Source organism: Glutamicibacter sp. NPDC087661 (genome assembly GCF_044743275.1).
GTDB lineage: Bacteria > Actinomycetota > Actinomycetes > Actinomycetales > Micrococcaceae > Glutamicibacter.
This window is the reverse complement of sequence record NZ_JBIUWE010000002.1, coordinates 315,934-332,230: the sequence shown is the minus strand read 5'-3', so window position 1 is coordinate 332,230 and position 16,297 is coordinate 315,934. Positions and strand designations below refer to the sequence as shown.

Genomic DNA, 16,297 nt, shown 5'->3' with positions numbered 1-16,297 from the left:
CACCAATCGGTGCCGCGCTTGCTGCGGGAAAGATAGGGATATCGCCTAGCTCAAGGTCCAGGAGCGCTTGGACAGGCCGTACCAGAAACCGTCAATTGCCGTCTTGGCATCAATTCCACCCGAGGCGTATGCCGCACCCAGCGCAACGTACAGCGGAGCCCAATGCTCCGAGCGCGGGTGCGCTTCGCGGGCCGCCGGGGCCTTGTGCAGGAAGTCGAGGATGGAGTCCACATCCCCGCGGGCCATTGCCTCCTCGGCCCAATGGTCGAACTCGCTGGAGGCCGATGGCGGCGCCGAATCCGGCCCGCCGGCTGGGTTGAACCAGCGCAAGTTGTGGGTGGTGAATCCGGAGCCAACGATCAAGGTTCCCCGCTCGCGCAAGGGCGCCAAGCTCTTGCCCAGATCAAAGAGTCCTGCAGGATCCAGTGTTGGCATGGACATCTGCACCACCGGTACATCCGCATCCGGGAACATTTCCTTCAGCGGCACGTAGGCGCCATGGTCCAGTCCACGCGTCTCGTCGCGCTCCACGTGATGGCCATAGGCCGAGGTCAGCCGTTCGACTTCATTGGCCAGCTCGGGCGCCATTGGCGCGTCGTAGCGAACGTCGTAGTACTTCTGGTCGAAGCCCCAGAAGTCGTAGACCAATTCGTTCTTCTGCTGGGTAGCACTCAGCGTCACCGGCGCATTTTCCCAGTGCGCGGAGATCATCAGAATATCTTTCGGCTTCTCGAAAGTGCCGGACCAGCTAGCCAGCTCCTGGGTCCAGCGCTGGTCGTCGGCCAGTGGCGGTGCGCCATGGCTAAGGAACAAGACGGGAGGGGTATCGGATAGCTGATTCATGATTAAAACCTACCAAGCATTAGTTGAAGCGTCAAGTTTTATTTTCATGAATCCCGATATCCAACTCCAAATGCTCTCCAAGAGGCCCGTGGACAGTGCGGACAGCTTCGCCGCACCACGTTGGGTCCAACGCCAGAGGCAACGGAGGCCATGGCTTTCTTGCTCTGCTTCTGAGCGGCGGCGGAAATCTATTGCTTCTCTAATCACGAATGCAATCGGCAAGTCGTTCCTAAGCTGCGCCGGAGAAGTGGAACTGTACGGCTTTGCAGGCATCAGGCGTTGCCTGGCCAGTCTTTTCCAAGCCATTAATTACGCTCAGCTGGGGATTCGCAGTACGTTCAACACTTCGGCTTCGAACGGCTGCGGTCTCCAATATCAGACTTATCGACCATTAATCTTTAGAATGGTTTGTATGCAAGAAGAAGAACTGATGCAGACGGTCGAAGAAGAATTCACCGCCATCTTATTGCGCGCCCGCCAGATGCTGATCCGTCGCGCCAAGATCATCCACCCGGACCTGCAGGATCCGGGGTACCGCTTGCTTGCAGTGGTCATCCGCGATGAAGCCCAGCAACAGGGAGCACTCGCAGAAAAACTGCGTCTGGACAAGGCGACTATTTCCCGCCTCGTGCAGCACCTCGAGTCTCTGGAACTTGTCACCCGCACCCAGGATCCTTCCGATGGCCGGGCCCAGCTGGTCTCGGCAACAGAAAACGCCAAGGAAAAATGGCGCTCCAGCGGTAACACGCTGCGTGAGGAACTGCGCCGCCAGCTCAAGGAATGGGAAGCCTCCGAACTGAAGAATTTTGGAGATCTCCTGCACCGCCTCAACGACAGTTTTGAACAGATTCTCTAGTCCCCGATCATCAGCTGAAGCCTTGGAGACCTTCTGGTTTCCAAGGCTTCAGCTTTTTAGGCTCACTCCATCAGCGCCAGGAAATCATCGGCGCTTAACGCAGCACTCTGCGCGGCTTGGGCAGTCTCTCCCAGGACATCATTGAACAGCTGCGTCTTCTTGGCCTGCAGCGCGAGCACCTTGGATTCGATGGTGTCCTTTGCCACCAAGCGATACACATAGACCGGACGAGTTTGCCCAATGCGGTGGGCCCGGTCAATAGCCTGGGCTTCGGCCTGCGGGTTCCACCATGGGTCCAGCAAGATGCAGTAGTCGGCGGAAGTGAGATTAATGCCGAAGCCGCCGGACTTCAGCGAGATGAAGAAGACCGGGAAATCTCCCTCGCTGAAACCGTCAATCAGTTCCTTGCGCTTTGGGCCAGTGGTGGACCCATCAAGGTATCCGTACTCAATGCCCAGCTCTTCAGCGACGTCGCGTGCCTTGGCCAAGAAACTGGTGAATTGGCTGAAGACCAGAATCTTATGCCCTTCAGAAACCGCGTCCCCCATGAGTTCGCGCAGCATTTCCAGCTTCGCGCTCGGAGCATCGCCCTCGCCTACCAAGGACGGATCCAAGGCCAGCTGGCGCAGCAAGGTCAGCGATTGGAGAATCTGGAAGCGATTCGAATCAACGTCGTCAACCAGCCCCAGAACTTCTTGCCGCACACGCTGGAAGCGGCGGTCATAAGCTTTGCGGTGCCCCGGCTCCAGTTCGACTTCCAGCACCTGCTCGGTCTTCGCCGGCAACTCTGGAACGACCTGTTCCTTGGTACGGCGCAGCACGAACGGACGCAGTCGGCTCTTCAGGCGCTCCAGGCGCTCCTGGTCTCCGTCGGCAATGGGCTTCTGGTAGTTGTCCTTAAAGGACTTCGCACCGCCCAGCAGGCCTGGTGCAGCCAGTGAGACCAACGCCCACAGTTCCAGCAGGTTGTTTTCCATGGGAGTGCCAGTGACCACGAATTTGCACGGCACTGGCAGCTGCCGGGCCTGCTTGTAGCCTTTGGAGGCATGGTTCTTCAGTTGCTGGGCCTCGTCCATGATCATGACGTTGAATCCGGCGGCTTCAAAATCCTCATAGGCCAGGCGGAAGATCGTGTAGCTGGTAACTACCAATTGGGCGTCACCGATCTGCGACGCCATGCTTTGGCCGCTCTTTCTAGCTGTTGAAGTGATGCCGGTGACTCTCATCTGCGGCGCAAATCGCTGCGCCTCATTGATCCAGTTGCCCACCACCGAGGTAGGAGCCAGCACCAGGAATTTCTGGGCAGGATCCTCGACGCGCGCTTGTTCAAGGCAAGCCAGCAACTGGACGGTCTTGCCCAGACCCATATCGTCGGCAAGGACGCCACCGAGATCATGGGTACGCAAGAAGTTGAGCCAGGATAGGCCGTGGCCCTGATACGGGCGCAGTTCAGCGTTGAACGTTTCCGCTAGCTGGACCGGCTGCATTTCTTCACCGCTTTGCAGCGCCTTCATGGTCTGCAGCCACTGGTTGTGCTGGGCTTCGATAATGCCCAGATCCACCAGTTCTTGCCACCAGTCGATGCTCAACTTATGGATGCGGATCGTATCGCCCTGCACCGTGCCCAGCTCCCCGGCCTCTGATATCAGCTGGCGCAGCTGCGTGAAATCTGCACCATCAATCGGGATCACCGTAAGGTCATCGAGGACGAGATACTCATCTTGCTTGGTCAAGGCCTCCAGCAGCAGTGGGAACGGGACCTTGGTCTCGTCCAGGAGCACTTCCACAGACAAGTCGAACCAGTCCCCCGTGCTTTCGCCGGCTTCGACACTGACAGCGGCCGGGGCGTGGCTGATCCGGTACTTCGGCAGCCTGTTCTGCTCTTCAACGACCACATCGGGATGCTCTGCCAATAGCGGCAATGCGTAGACCAAGAAATCGATGGATTCGGAGGTGCTGAATTCCTTCGGCGGGAAGATTCCTGAAGAGGTCAGTTGCCCCAAGGAAGCCTGCGCGCCGAGCTTGTCCTGCACCGAAGCAGCAATTTCCTTTTCCACGGCATACTGGCGGGGGCCCGCGGAGGCGTACTCCCAGGAATAGCTCACGGTCAGCGGAGTTCGGATGCTCTCCAGGGACAGCTTGAGGCTGGGGCGTGCTGGAACAGGGATGCTGTAGCTGTCATCCTCGCTCTTCAACGGTGCCATCAGGCGCAATCGGTCCAGGTGCTGGCGCTCGAAAAGCTCAACGCCTTCCTGCGGGATGGATTGCGCACCGGATTCAATAAATGTGGCCAGTTCCTTCGTGACCGGTTCAGCGAACCGGGCCAAACCGATTTCCCTGGCCTTCGGCAAGGGGCTGGACGCGTAAGCCAACAAGGTCGGCGGCGTGCCTATGGGCAAGAGGTAGACGTGCTCTTCGCTCGGCCCGCGCAGCTTCCCTTCCATGCTCAGGCCATGTTCACCGCGACGCACATCCACGTGTGCCATGGCTGGTTGCTCGCTGAACTCCACCGGGGCCTTGGCCGTAGAACCGCCGTTGACGATCTGCACTCCAGCTTCACGCAGGGCTTCGAACGCATCCAGCAGGTCCTGGCCTGGAAGATCCATCAAGGAGATCCACTCCTTGGGATCCCACGAATGGCGATAAGTATCTTGTTCAACGTGTTCACGCAACCGGTCCAGTTCAACGACCGCACGACGCTGCTTCTTGGAGAACCGCGTATCAAAAGCAACATTGCGCCAGCTGATCCCGGTTTGGATCCAGGGGCTCTTGGTGCCCTGGCGGGCCGGGCGTGCCTGCAAGGTCAGCGCGTCCTCGCCGCCATAACGCGGTTCGCTTACCACTTTCAGGATCAATCCCAGCGGTTCTTCGGCAACCAGCGGCTCATCGGAAATGACTGGAAGCAGACGGTCAAGGGTACGTTCCCACTGCGGCTTGCTATTGCGTTTCCAAGCGTGGGGATCCACCCCGGAGTCGGAGACGAAAAAGCCCTGGTCTTCTTCGGTGGTGACCTCAATGAGCAAGGCGGCGACATCTTCACAGGACTGAACCCCCGGATGCTTGCCGCAGAAGCTGGTGAAGCTGATATTGCCCTCAGTGATTTCCAATTGGGCCATCACCGATTCACGCAGCACCACACCGGAGATGCGGGTAGATCCCGGTTGCATTACCCGGTTGGCGATCTGCACTTTTCCGGAATCACACAGGAATTGGCCCAGGTTGTATTCGGATTCGGTCACCAAGGTCTGGGCCGCAGAAAGTGTCAGCTGGAATTCCATACTCGCCGTTCATTGTTCGTGCAGTGGGCGCCCGAGAGCTAGATTCCATCTTAGCGAGCCGGAAAGCAAGATGCCCGGTGACGAAAAGTTACTTCTGCCCTTTACCCGCGGGCCCTGCAACCGATAGAAATTAATCACTGAATCACGAGTTCCACTCTTTGAGCCCTGGCTGAGTGGACGGCAACCCTCCTGCGTCATTGTGCGGGGTGCCCCAGGTGAAGATTCGACGCATCTTGAACGCCAAGATGCGTAAGCGATGGCGCCCCTTGCGCCAGAAAGGGGATCAATTCCCCATGACTAATGCAGCATCTGCCCCAACCGTATCCGAAGACCGCGCACAGCGCCTGCAGGAAGCAGGCAAGGGCTGGGGCGAACGAATTTCGGCTGCCCCGCAAAGTGCCCAATTGACTTTCACCGTCGAGGGCGAAGGCTTCGATTCGGTAGCCAGCAACATTGTCTCCGGCAAGCACACCTTCCAGGTCGACGAGCCAGCTGCCCTGGGCGGCAGCGACCTGGCCGCAAGCCCCGTGGAATACGCGCTCGGAGCGCTCATCTCCTGCCAGGTTGTGGTCTACCGCTTGTACGCGCAGAACCTCGGCATCCAGGTGGACGACGTGAAGATCCAGGCCAATGGCCACCTCGATGTCCGCGGACTCTTCGGCATCGACCAGACCATCCGCCCCGGCTTCTCGTCGGTGGATCTGGACATCCGGATTGCCGGACCGGAATCAGCTGAACGCTATGAAGAACTGCGCCGCGCAGTGGATGCACACTGCCCGGTGCTGGACCTCTTCGCCAATCCGGTGCCCGTGACAACCGCGGTAAGCATCGCAGAGACCAACTAGAGTTCGCTGAACTAAAAAGCACCGCGGCGGCCCCCGACTTCAGGGGCCGCCGCGGTGCACTTCTAGCTGAAGCCAACTATTGCCCCAGGAAGTTCAGCAGGACTTTGCCGGAGCGAGCCGAATCCTTGGCCGTTTCGAAGGCTTCAAGCGCATCGGCGACCGGGAACTCGTGGGTTACCGCCTCGGAAACCTGCAGTGAACCGTCGGCCAGGGCAGCAAGCACATGGTCGATTTCGTCGTTGAAGCGGAAGGAACCAACCAGTTCCAGCTCGCGGGTAATAGCCAGCGAAATGAGTGCGGGTTGTTCTCCTGAGGGCAGCAACCCGACCATGACCACTCGACCGCCGCGCACGGCACCGCGCACGGCGGAGGCCAACCCGCGGAAGTTGCCGCTGGCCTCGATCACCACGTCCGCGCCCACCTGGGCAAGAGCTTCCTGGTCATCGGCGCGCAAAGTTGAAGTGGCACCGAGTTTCCCGGCGATTTCCAACGGCTTCTCGTGCATGTCCACTGCGATGATTTCTTTGGCTCCGGCACGCTTGAGCACTGCTACAGCGAGAGCTCCGATCGGCCCAGCACCAATAACCAGCGCCTTCTTGCCGGCGACTTCACCGGCGCGCGACACCGCATGCCAAGCAACCGCAGCCGGTTCTGCCAGTGCCGCATCACGCAGTGCTAAGCCAGCAGGCAGCTCACGCAGCATGCGTGATGGCAGGTTCACTTCGCGGGCGAATGCGCCCTCGGTGTGCGGGTAGCGGGCGGCCGAGCCCAGATAGGTGCACCCCGGGGAAAGATTCGGGCGGTCGGCCGGGTAGGGTTCCCCGGTCTCGCCTGGTGTTGCCGGGTGCACGGCGACTTTGGTTCCGGCTGCCGGCCCGCTGCCGTCAGCGGCGGCCTGCATGACGGTCCCGACGATTTCATGCCCGAGAACCATTGGAGCCTTGAGGATCGATTCCCCGGCGGCGCCGTGGCTCCAGTAATGCAAGTCTGATCCGCAAATACCGCCGTAAGCGATGGCAACGCGTGCTTCATCTGCTCGCGGCGCTGCCAGCTCGATTTGTTCAATACGCAAATCATCGGCTGCATGGGCCACGACGGCCAACGTGCTGGTGGCGAGGGAATTAGACGACAACGCTCATGCCTCCGTCGATGAAAATGGTCTGTCCGTTCACGTAATTTGATCCGTCCGAGGCCAACCAGACTGCTGGTCCGGCCAGATCCTCGACGGCGCCCCAACGCGCTGCGGGGGTGCGGCCCAGAATCCAGGAGTTGAATTTTTCGTCGTCCACCAGATTCTGTGTCATTTCGGTGTGGATGTAGCCCGGTGCGATGCCGTTGATTTGCAGTCCCGAACCAGCCCATTCGGCGGTCATGGCGCGGGTGAGATTGCGCAGACCTCCCTTGGCCGCGGTGTAGGCGGAGATGGTGGGGCGGGCCAGGTCGGTTTGCACCGAGCAGATGTTGATGATCTTGCCTTCGCCACGCTGCACCATGGAGCGTGCGACCTCTCGGCCTACCAGGAATGCGCTGGTGAGGTTCGTGTCGATCACGCGCTGCCAGTCAGCCACCTCCAGATCCAGCATGGGCACGCGGTGCTGGATACCCGCGTTGTTCACCAAAATGCGGATGGGGCCGATGTTCTTTTCAATGGCTGCGATGTTCTCGCGCACGGCGGCATCATCGGTGACATCGAAGCAGGCGCTATGGATTTTTTCAGCTCCATAGCGTCTGCTGAATTCGGCAACGGTTTCGGCCAGGCGTTGCTCGTCGCGGCCATGCAGGATGATGGTGGCACCGGCATCCGCCAAGGCACTGGCAAGTTCGCGGCCAATGCCGCGGGAGGATCCGGTGACCAAGGCCAGGCGTCCGGACAGGTCAAAAAGTTGGCTCATGAATTCCCTCGCATGAAGTGTCGATGGTACATCGACGGGAACTCATCAGCGGTATGAACCAGCTGTTAAATCCGAAAAATCAGCCCCGTCGCTTCCCCAAAACATATCAGATATAAGAGGTGCGAGGTGCCTTAAAGTCCGACTTATTTACCTGAAAACTATCCTGCCGGATCTAGCGGGTCTGCGAGTAGAACCAGTTGATGTGCTCTTCGAGCAGCTGGGCCGCCCGTTCGCGCTGGTTCGTCGCGAACGCGTGGTGGATGGCCTTGTGCTGGCGGCGCAGGATGCGCACCACCGGCTGCCAGGCCTCATCGCTGGGCACCGATTCGGAAACATAGTCGCTGATCGAGTTGCGCAGCGATTCCATCATCGATTCCACTACCGCGTTGCCGGCCATGGAGGCCAGGAGCACATGGAACTCGGCATCAATACGGTGGAAGGCCTCGCGCGAGAGCTGCGCGTCGTCCATGCGCATGATCAGCACCGCGGTGCGGTCAATGACCTGCTGGGCATGGATTGGATCGCGCGGCGTCATTTGCGCTGCCCAGGTTTCCAGCAGGATGCGAGATTCGACGATCTCGCGGACGTTGATCCCCTTGGCCGCCAGATGCAGGCGCAATGCCTGCGAAATGCCAGCCGAGGGGTTGGAGATGATCACCGCTCCGGAGTTGGGCCCGGAGCCGGTGGAAGTCTTGATAATGCCCATCACATCAAGGATGCGGATGGCATCGCGGACCGAGGCCCGCGAGATCCCATGCTGCTCCGCGAGCGCACGCTCGCCGGGAAGCTGGTCTCCAACGGAGAGCTTCTCCTTGCGCAGATCCTGTTCAATTGCTTGGAGAACAATCTGGTACGCACGCGGAGCTGGGTTTACTGGCATCGGATCTATTTTAGCCGTTTGAAGCTAAGGCAGCATCCAGGACAGAACCGGGGTGGACTGCAGGTAAACCAAGCAGCACAGCACCAGCAGCATGCCTACGGACCAACCGGCAACCTTCTTGAGGATCACCGACTCCTGGCCTTCCATCTTCACCGAGGTAGCGGCGATGGCCAGGTTCTGCGGGGAGATCAGCTTGCCGACCACGCCGCCGGAGGTGTTGGCGGCAACCAGCAGGTTCGGATCGATGCCGGCATTGATGCCAGCGGTCTGCTGCAGCTTGGCGAACAGCGCGTTGGCCGAGGTGTCCGAGCCGGTCACCGCGGTGCCGATCCAGCCCAGGATTGGCGACAGGAAGGCGAAGAATGCGCCGGTGCCTGCCAGCCAGGTGCCAATGGTGATGGTCTGGCCCGAAAGGTTCATCACGTAAGCCAGGCCGAGGACCGACAGGATGGTCAGCGCGGCGTAGCGCATGTTGTAGACGGTCTTGCCGATTTCGGCAGCACCCTCGGCGAAGGTCATCTTGTACTTGCCGTTGCCGTCGTTCTTCGCGTAGACCAGGGCCACGATCAGGCCGGTGATCAGCAGCAAGGTGCCTGGGGAGGATAGCCACTGGAAGTTGTAGATGGTCGAAGATACCGCTTCGCCATCAGCATTCAGGATCTTGCCGTCCAGTCCTGGCCAGCCGAACTTGATGTCCGTGGTTGCCAGCCATGCAGGAATGTCCACGCCCAGCTTCCACAGCTTGGCCACGCCGAAGATGACGATAACCAGCAGGTACGGGAACAAAGCCATCCAGGTGTTGACCGGGTGCAGCTTGGCATTGGCCTCGTATGGAATTGCGGCGGCTTCAGCAGTCAGCACGCGCTGGCGTGCCTCGTCGGCACCCTTTGGAGTCCAGAAGCGCAGCAGGATCACTGCGGCGGCCAGGCCAACCAGCGCAGCAACGATATCGGTCAGCTCATAGGAGAAGTAGGTCGAGCACAGCCACTGGGCGACACCGAAGGAAATGCCGATGGTCAGCGTTGCCGGCAGGGTCTGGCGCATGCCGCGCCAGCCGTCGAGGATCAGCACCAGGATCGATGGGACGAACAGCGCCAGCAGCGGGGACTGGTGGCCAACGATGGCGCCGATGTCGGCAGCCGGGATGCCGGTCAGGGCACCGGCGGTGGTGATCGGGATCGCCACGGCGCCGAAGGCCACCGGGGCGGTGTTGGCGATCAGCACGGCGCAGGCTGCGCGCAGCGGCGACAGGCCCAATGCCAGCAGCATGGTGGCGGTAATCGCCACCGGTGCGCCGAAGCCGGCCAGTGCTTCAAGCAGGCCGCCGAAGCAGAAAGCAATCAGCACGGCCTGGATGCGCACGTCGCCGCCGCCGATGACGTCGAAGACGCGGCGCAGGTCTTCGAAGCGGCCCGACTTGACGGTGACCTGGTAGAGGAAGATCGCCATGACAACGATCCAGACAATAGGGAAGGCACCGAAGACCATGCCCATTAGTCCGGAGTTCAATGCCAATCCAACCGGCATGTTCCAGCCGAAGATCGCCACGAGGATGGCAACAGCGAGCGAGCCGAGGCCGGCCCAGTGGGCCTTGACCTTGACTACCGCCAGAAGTACGAAGAAGGCTACAAGCGGGATCAGTGCGATGAGCGCTGAAACAGCTATGCTCCCCGCGATCGGATCCGTGGAGGGTGTAAACACGGTGTGGGCGTCCTTACTCGAGATGGTCTGACCATATGTGGTCCGACCACCTAGAGTACAAGGTGAGAGCTATCACAACAAGTCTTGACTATTACGAAGTGCGTGGCATAGTATGGTCTGACCACACCCTGAAAGAGTCATTTATTATGCGAATTGCTCTCTTTGCCACGTGCATTGTGGATGCTATGTATCCGGAAACCGCCAAGTCGACAGTGAAAATCCTGGAACGCTTGGGCCATGAAGTCATTTTCCCCAAGGCGCAAGCCTGCTGTGGGCAAATGCACATGAATTCCGGCTATATGCCTGAAGCCCTGCCCGTGGTTGAAAACCACATCAATGCCTTCGACACGGAAGACTACGACGTCGCAGTTGCCCCCTCGGGCTCCTGCGTTGCTTCGGTCAAGCACCAGCACCCTTTCCTGGCAGAGCGCCTGGGCAAGCCGGAGCTCAAGGAACGCGCAGTTGCCGTGGGCAAGCGCACCTATGAACTGAGCCAACTGCTGGTGGATGTCCTGGGGATCACCAACGCCGCCGAGCAGCTGGGCAGCTACTTCCCGCAGACCATCACCTACCACCCTTCCTGCCACGGCATGCGTTCGCTGAAACTCGGCGATCGGCAACTTGATCTGCTCAAGACCGTCGGCGGCATCACCGTCAACGAGCTTCCGGAAGCTGACCAGTGCTGCGGCTTCGGCGGTACCTTCTCGATCAAGAACTCCGATGTCTCCACGGCAATGCTCGAAGACAAGATGAAGAACATCTGCTCCACCGGCGCCTCGGCCTGCGCGGGCGGCGACGCCTCCTGCCTGATGCACATCGGCGGCGGACTTTCGCGCACCGGAGCCAAGCCAAAGACCCTGCACCTGGCAGATATCCTGGCCAGCACCATGGAAGAGACGGTGTCACTGTGACTCAGGTATTCCTCGGCATGCCTGCCGGCGGGCAGGGCAACCTGTTCGAGACCGAGCCATTCCCCAAGGCCGCGCACCGCGAACTGGGCAACACCCAGATGCGCAAGAACCTGCGCCACGCCACCCACACCATTCGCGACAAGCGGCTGAACGTCGTCGGCGAGCTTCCGGACTGGGAAGAGCTGCGCGACGCCGGCAGCGCCATCAAGAACCTGACGATGGCCAACCTCGAAGAGCGTTTGGAAGAGTTCGAGAAGAACTTCACCGCCCGGGGCGGCATTGTCCACTGGGCCCGTGACGCGGACGAAGCCAACAAGATCGTTACCGAGCTGGTCAAGGCGACCGGCTCGAAAGAGGTCGTCAAGGTCAAGTCCATGGCCACCCAGGAAATCGGCCTGAACGAGCACCTGGAGACCGAGGGCATCGAAGCCTTCGAAACCGACCTTGCCGAGCTGATCGTCCAGCTGGGCAACGACAAGCCAAGCCACATCCTGGTTCCGGCGATCCACAAGAACCGCACCGAGGTGCGCGACATCTTCCTCAAGGAAATGCCGGTAGTGGATCCGAACCTGACCGATGAGCCAGCCAAGCTGGCCGAAGCTGCCCGCAAGCACCTGCGCAAGAAGTTCCTTTCCGCCAAGGTCGCCATCTCCGGCGCGAACTTCGCGCTGGCTGATACCGGCACCCTGGGCGTAGTGGAATCCGAGGGCAACGGCCGCATGTGCCTGACCCTGCCCGAAACCCTGATCACGGTCATGGGCATCGAGAAGGTTCTCCCCCACTGGGAGGACATCGAGGTCTTCATGCAGCTGCTGCCGCGGTCTTCCACCGGCGAGCGCATGAATCCCTACACCTCGCTGTGGACCGGCGTGAGCGAAGACGATGGCCCGCAGAACGTGCACATCGTGCTGCTGGATAACGGCCGCACCCGCGCCCTGGCCGACCGCTTCGGCCGCACCGCGCTGAACTGCATCCGCTGCTCGGCGTGCATGAACGTGTGCCCAGTGTACGAGCGCACCGGCGGCCACGCCTACGGTTCGACCTACCCGGGCCCGATCGGCGCAATCCTCTCCCCGCTGCTGACCGGCATCCAGGTCGAGGAAAACGGCTCCTTGCCATATGCTTCCTCGCTGTGCGGCGCCTGCTACGACGCTTGCCCGGTGAAGATCAACATCCCGGAAATCCTCGTGCACCTGCGCGGCGAGGATGTGGATGCCAACCGCGACAAGCACAAGCTCCCGACCCAGATGGATCTGCTGATGAAGGGCGGCTCCTGGGCGTTGGGCAAGGGCAAGAACCTCGGCCTGCTCGAAAAGGCCTTGCCGCTGGGCCGGCTGATGTCCGGCAAGGAAAAGAAGATCAAGAAGCTTCCGGGCATCGCCGCAGGGTGGACCGCCAGCCGTGACATTCCCGCCCCGCCAAACAAGTCCTTCCGCGACTGGTGGAGCGACGAGAAGGAGTCCAAGTGAGCGCAAAAGACGAAATCCTGGGACGGATCCGCTCGGCACTAGCCGATGCTCCCGTCGCCCAAGAGGTACCCCGCGAATACCGCAAGACCTCGGATATGGGTGAAGCTGAGCTCATCGACCTGCTGGTGGACCGCTTGGTGGATTACAAGGCCGGGGTGGACGTCATTGACGCCGCGCAGATCCCGGAATACGTAGCGGCCAAGCTGGCGGGAGCCTCCAGCGTTGTCTACCCGCATGGCTTGGACACCGACTGGCTCTCAGGGCTGGGCGAGAAGGTCGAGCAGCGCATCGATGCCCCGGGCGCACGGCTGAGCATCGCCGAACTGGATGAAACCAGCGCCGTGGTCACCTCGTCGGCCGTTTCGGTCGCCGAGTCCGGCACCATCATCCTCGATGGCGAGCCAAACCAGGGCCGCCGCGCGATTTCGCTGGTACCCGACCACCATGTGTGCATCGTGCCGATCTCGTCGATCGTGCGCCTGCTGCCAGAAGCCATGCCGCGACTGGCCATCACCCGTCCGCAGACCTGGATCTCCGGCCCGTCGGCCACCAGTGATATCGAGCTGGAGCGCGTTGAAGGCGTGCACGGCCCGCGTACCTTGGACGTCCTGATGGTTCGCGGCCTGTAAGGCTGGCGCAATAAGCTTTCGCGGCCGGTTCCCCCCTCCTAAACCTCCAGGGGAACCGGCCGCGAGTGCATTTAAGTGTGCTGTCGGCTTCTTGCCCTAGCCGCCGGCAATAAAACCCTTCAGGTCCGCCTCTATTCGATCGCGCGCGGCAAAAAAGCGAAGCCGGCAGTCCAGCTTCGAACATTTCGCGGAAGCGCACCGGTGGCATGGAAACGCTCAAGCCCGCGATGACTTCCCTGGCTCCATCGTGACGGCAATCCGTTATGCTTCCCTTGCCTCGGATTTTCATCACCGGAGATATCTGGCGCACCCAGCCCGCCAATCCTGTCCAGGCTTGGACGTGTCTATGGCGCTGCCGCTGGACGCGACCGGTGAGTTGGGCGAATTCTTCGCTCAATTCATGACTGAATCACCAGTAACTGCCTAGCTGCCGATGCGTCATCTGCCCGTGGCAGCTGTCATCCAAAACAGCATCAGCGGGCAGATTCTGATTACATGGATAGGCAGGCGGAAGATTCTCACTTGAAGGGCCGGGATGGAGAAACAACAGGACCTTCGGATTTCGGTACGCACCATTCCCGATTCGGCTTTGCGCTTCGTCGGCTTCCTTTCCTTCTTCGACCGCTATGGCACCCCTCCCATGCTGGTCGCACTTTCGCTGGGTACCTCGCTCAGTTTCGCCCAAGCTGTCCAACTGGTAGCTTCCTATGCCTTGTTCTATGCCATTGGCCAGCCGATCTGGGGCGTGCTTAGCGATCGTTTCGGGCGTCTGGCGGTTTTGCGCGCGGCGCTCATCGGCGCTGGCCTCGGCGCGGTCGCCAGCATCATGTTCACCGACTATTTGCCGCTACTCATTGCCCGCTCCCTCACCGGGTTTATGTTCGGCGCGCTGTATCCAACGCTGATGACGCTCCTGGGCGATACGCGTACCGGGGTAGAACGCGCGCGGGGCTTATCTGATTTGCAGATCTATTCCTCGCTGGGCACCACCCTGGCGACATTAGCTTCAGGAGCATTGGCAACATACGCGAACTGGCGGCTGGTGTTCCTGTTGCCTGCACTGGGTTGCGTAGCGGCCCTGTATAGCTTGCGGAAGGCGGCAGAGCCCGAACATTCGCGTTCCGGATTCCAATTCCGTGCAGCTTTGCGTCCCATGAATTTGGCCCTTTATGCCATCGTCTTCCTCGAAGGCGGGCTGCTCATGGGATTGCTGACCTATATCGTTCCCGCCTTGCAAGAATCCGGTGTCGCTATTGGCTTGGCGGGAGCGCTAGGTTGCGCTTTTGCCCTGGGAGTCATTCTGGGTGCACGCTTGATGCGCCGATTGGTGGCACGCATTGGCCGAACGTGGCTTATTGGGGGTGGCGGCCTGGTGCTTTGCGCAGCTTTCCTCCCCTCGGCGTTCGCTCCCTCCCCTGCCTCCTACACCTTCACCGCGTTCTTCCTGGGTGCCACGAACGCGATCATGCACTCATCAATGCAGGGGTGGGCGACCGATATCTCGCCTGACGCGCGGGCCACCACCGTTTCACTGTTCGTTTTTGCCCTGTTCGCGGGGGCATCTGCGGCGACCTACCTAACTGCAGATCTAGCGCAGAATGGCCACTACGGCCAGATCTTCGGAATCGGCTTGGCACTGAGCCTATTACTTGTGGCGGTGGCGACTGGCACTCATGCGCTGTGGCGCAGAATGCATCCAGCCAGCTGACTTCACTGGCAGGTAGGGGGCATTCTGGCATTGCAGAGAGTTCTTCTAGAGATTAGATGTTATTGCCGGTTGCATGTGAGAATCTTGAATTAAGCGAACGAGCCTCACAAGCGGAAAGCAGGTTGCCATGACCAGTCCAGGCGAAGAACCACGAAACCCCTATTCTTCAGGGCACCAGGGTCAGAACCGGCAGTACCAGCAGCCTGGTTCCTACGATCTCAACGGCGTCCCGCAACAGCCTTACTACAATCAACAGGCACATGGCCAACCGGGCCAGTACCCCCAGGGCAACTTCGGCTATCCGACAGCATCCCAATTTCAAGGCACCCAGCTGGCACAGACCTCGATGATTCTTGGCATTGTGTCCATCTTCGTTGCAGGCGTGATCCTTGGCCCGATTGCTATTTTCAAGGCCAATAAAGCCGAAAGGGAATTCAATACGGTATCCACGGTCGGCAAAGTGACCGGTTGGATCGGCACCATTTTGGGCGTGCTCTGGATCGTGTATGTCGCATTCCTTGTCATCGGTGCTATCGCATTTTCCGTGGACCCGTCATTCAGCGGGTCCTAGGCACTTCTTCCCTCCACTTTAACGACAAAGCCTCCGGCTCACTTTCGTGAGCCGGAGGCTTTGCCGGTATCGGCCCTTGTCCCGTCATCCCCATGACGGCCTTCGGGAAACTTTTACTCTGCGGTTGGCAGTACGAACGAAGCGTCGATTTCGATCTTGACCTTGTCGCTGACCAGAACGCCACCGGCTTCCAGTGCTGCGTTCCAGGTGATGCCGAATTCCTTGCGGGAGATGGTCGTGGATGCGAAGAAGCCAACGCGGGTTGCACCGAAAGCGTCTACAGCTTCGCCGCCGAGCTCTGCTTCGAATTCAACTTCCTTGCTCACGCCGCGGATGGTCAGATCGCCAACGAGAATGAACTCGCCAGCCTCGCCCTTGACCGCAGTGGACTTGAAGGTCATGGTTGGGAACTGCTCGGCGTTGAAGAAGTCCTCGCCCTTCAGGTGGCCGTCGCGGTTAGCGTCCTTGGTGTTGACCGATGCGATCTGGACGGTTGCCTCGACCGAGGAGTCCGCCAAGGTTGCGCCGGTGGTCAGGGTTGCGTCGAATTCAGTGAAGCTGCCGCGAACCTTGGAGATGCCTGCGTGGCGAACCGAGAAGCCGATCTCGGAGTGCGATGCGTCGAGGTTCCAGGTTCCGGTGGTCAGTGCAGATGCAGTCATGTCTAAGTCCTTTCGTCGGGCCATCAAGTAGTTGACGCCTCAATTTGTTTTG

The 16,297-nt window shown here is 60.2% G+C and carries 14 protein-coding genes and 1 riboswitch; of the genes, 7 read left to right on the top strand and 7 right to left on the bottom strand.

Annotated features, from left to right (window positions below; all coding sequences use genetic code 11):
* Nucleotides 1–45 precede the first annotated feature (45 nt).
* Nucleotides 46–843: a dioxygenase gene (locus ACIOTN_RS08350; RefSeq protein WP_105656276.1), complete on the bottom strand. Its 798-nt coding sequence runs from the start codon at nt 841–843 to the stop codon at nt 46–48.
* Between ACIOTN_RS08350 and ACIOTN_RS08345 the strand changes: the two genes are divergently transcribed.
* The gene (locus tag ACIOTN_RS08345) at nt 842–1,699 is read left to right on the top strand and encodes a MarR family winged helix-turn-helix transcriptional regulator (RefSeq protein ID WP_388023207.1); all 858 of its coding nucleotides are present in this window, start codon (nt 842–844) and stop codon (nt 1,697–1,699) included. The genes ACIOTN_RS08350 and ACIOTN_RS08345 overlap by 2 nt on opposite strands.
* 62 nt (nt 1,700–1,761) lie before the next feature.
* Here ACIOTN_RS08345 and ACIOTN_RS08340 read toward each other — a convergent pair whose 3' ends face one another.
* Nucleotides 1,762–4,977 carry a DEAD/DEAH box helicase gene (locus ACIOTN_RS08340; RefSeq protein WP_402735122.1) on the bottom strand — a complete coding sequence of 1,072 codons (3,216 nt, stop codon included), beginning with the start codon at nt 4,975–4,977 and terminating at the stop codon, nt 1,762–1,764.
* 140 nt (nt 4,978–5,117) lie between these two features.
* Nucleotides 5,118–5,239, top strand: a riboswitch (SAM riboswitch).
* A gap of 31 nt (nt 5,240–5,270) precedes the next feature.
* Between ACIOTN_RS08340 and ACIOTN_RS08335 the strand changes: the two genes are divergently transcribed.
* Nucleotides 5,271–5,822, top strand: a complete 552-nt coding sequence (locus ACIOTN_RS08335; RefSeq protein ID WP_133834033.1) for an OsmC family protein — start codon at nt 5,271–5,273, stop codon at nt 5,820–5,822.
* 76 nt (nt 5,823–5,898) lie between these two features.
* Here ACIOTN_RS08335 and ACIOTN_RS08330 read toward each other — a convergent pair whose 3' ends face one another.
* The 4 genes from ACIOTN_RS08330 to ACIOTN_RS08315 all read right to left on the bottom strand — a co-directional run bounded on the left by ACIOTN_RS08330 (nt 5,899) and on the right by ACIOTN_RS08315 (nt 10,295).
* The gene (locus ACIOTN_RS08330; protein WP_105656272.1) at nt 5,899–6,954 is read right to left on the bottom strand and encodes an L-idonate 5-dehydrogenase; all 1,056 of its coding nucleotides are present in this window, start codon (nt 6,952–6,954) and stop codon (nt 5,899–5,901) included.
* Nucleotides 6,944–7,714, bottom strand: a complete 771-nt coding sequence (locus ACIOTN_RS08325) for an SDR family oxidoreductase (RefSeq protein WP_105661993.1) — start codon at nt 7,712–7,714, stop codon at nt 6,944–6,946. The genes ACIOTN_RS08330 and ACIOTN_RS08325 overlap by 11 nt, the downstream gene beginning before the upstream one ends.
* A 172-nt stretch (nt 7,715–7,886) precedes the next feature.
* Nucleotides 7,887–8,594: an FCD domain-containing protein gene (locus ACIOTN_RS08320; RefSeq protein WP_332504203.1), complete on the bottom strand. Its 708-nt coding sequence runs from the start codon at nt 8,592–8,594 to the stop codon at nt 7,887–7,889.
* A 24-nt stretch (nt 8,595–8,618) separates the two neighbouring features.
* On the bottom strand, nt 8,619–10,295 hold the full coding sequence (locus ACIOTN_RS08315; protein WP_105656269.1) for an L-lactate permease: 1,677 nt from the start codon (nt 10,293–10,295) through the stop codon (nt 8,619–8,621).
* Between the two features lie 146 nt (nt 10,296–10,441).
* On the opposite strand from ACIOTN_RS08315, the gene ACIOTN_RS08310 reads away from it, so the two are divergent.
* The 5 genes from ACIOTN_RS08310 (at nt 10,442) to ACIOTN_RS08290 (ending at nt 15,583) form a co-directional block, all read left to right on the top strand.
* Entirely contained in the window at nt 10,442–11,206 is a 765-nt protein-coding gene (locus ACIOTN_RS08310; protein ID WP_105656268.1) for a (Fe-S)-binding protein, read from the top strand.
* Between the two features lie 17 nt (nt 11,207–11,223).
* Entirely contained in the window at nt 11,224–12,675 is a 1,452-nt protein-coding gene (locus ACIOTN_RS08305; protein ID WP_105656386.1) for a LutB/LldF family L-lactate oxidation iron-sulfur protein, read from the top strand.
* On the top strand, nt 12,672–13,304 hold the full coding sequence (locus tag ACIOTN_RS08300) for an LUD domain-containing protein (RefSeq protein WP_332594596.1): 633 nt from the start codon (nt 12,672–12,674) through the stop codon (nt 13,302–13,304). Before ACIOTN_RS08305 ends, ACIOTN_RS08300 begins: the two co-directional genes overlap by 4 nt.
* A gap of 535 nt (nt 13,305–13,839) precedes the next feature.
* Nucleotides 13,840–15,012: an MFS transporter gene (locus tag ACIOTN_RS08295; RefSeq protein WP_332728117.1), complete on the top strand. Its 1,173-nt coding sequence runs from the start codon at nt 13,840–13,842 to the stop codon at nt 15,010–15,012.
* 127 nt (nt 15,013–15,139) lie between these two features.
* A complete protein-coding gene (locus ACIOTN_RS08290; RefSeq protein WP_105656265.1) occupies nt 15,140–15,583 on the top strand; it encodes a DUF4190 domain-containing protein in 444 nt (147 codons plus the stop codon).
* Nucleotides 15,584–15,696: 113 nt separating this feature from the next.
* On the opposite strand, the gene ACIOTN_RS08285 is transcribed toward ACIOTN_RS08290, so the two are convergent.
* Entirely contained in the window at nt 15,697–16,245 is a 549-nt protein-coding gene (locus ACIOTN_RS08285) for a YceI family protein (protein ID WP_105656264.1), read from the bottom strand.
* Nucleotides 16,246–16,297: the final 52 nt, after the last annotated feature.

Bases quoted from the DNA above. Each gene is read 5' to 3' on its own strand.
- ACIOTN_RS08345 (WP_388023207.1), top strand. From the start codon at position 842: ATGATTAAAACCTACCAAGCATTAGTTGAAGCGTCAAGTTTTATTTTC.
- ACIOTN_RS08325 (WP_105661993.1), bottom strand. From the start codon at position 7,714: ATGAGCCAACTTTTTGACCTGTCCGGACGCCTGGCCTTGGTCACCGGA.
- ACIOTN_RS08285 (WP_105656264.1), bottom strand. From the start codon at position 16,245: ATGACTGCATCTGCACTGACCACCGGAACCTGGAACCTCGACGCATCG.
- ACIOTN_RS08320 (WP_332504203.1), bottom strand. From the start codon at position 8,594: ATGCCAGTAAACCCAGCTCCGCGTGCGTACCAGATTGTTCTCCAAGCA.
- ACIOTN_RS08310 (WP_105656268.1), top strand. From the start codon at position 10,442: ATGCGAATTGCTCTCTTTGCCACGTGCATTGTGGATGCTATGTATCCG.
- ACIOTN_RS08335 (WP_133834033.1), top strand. From the start codon at position 5,271: ATGACTAATGCAGCATCTGCCCCAACCGTATCCGAAGACCGCGCACAG.
- ACIOTN_RS08290 (WP_105656265.1), top strand. From the start codon at position 15,140: ATGACCAGTCCAGGCGAAGAACCACGAAACCCCTATTCTTCAGGGCAC.
- ACIOTN_RS08295 (WP_332728117.1), top strand. From the start codon at position 13,840: ATGGAGAAACAACAGGACCTTCGGATTTCGGTACGCACCATTCCCGAT.
- ACIOTN_RS08305 (WP_105656386.1), top strand. From the start codon at position 11,224: ATGCCTGCCGGCGGGCAGGGCAACCTGTTCGAGACCGAGCCATTCCCC.
- ACIOTN_RS08340 (WP_402735122.1), bottom strand. From the start codon at position 4,977: ATGGAATTCCAGCTGACACTTTCTGCGGCCCAGACCTTGGTGACCGAA.
- ACIOTN_RS08350 (WP_105656276.1), bottom strand. From the start codon at position 843: ATGAATCAGCTATCCGATACCCCTCCCGTCTTGTTCCTTAGCCATGGC.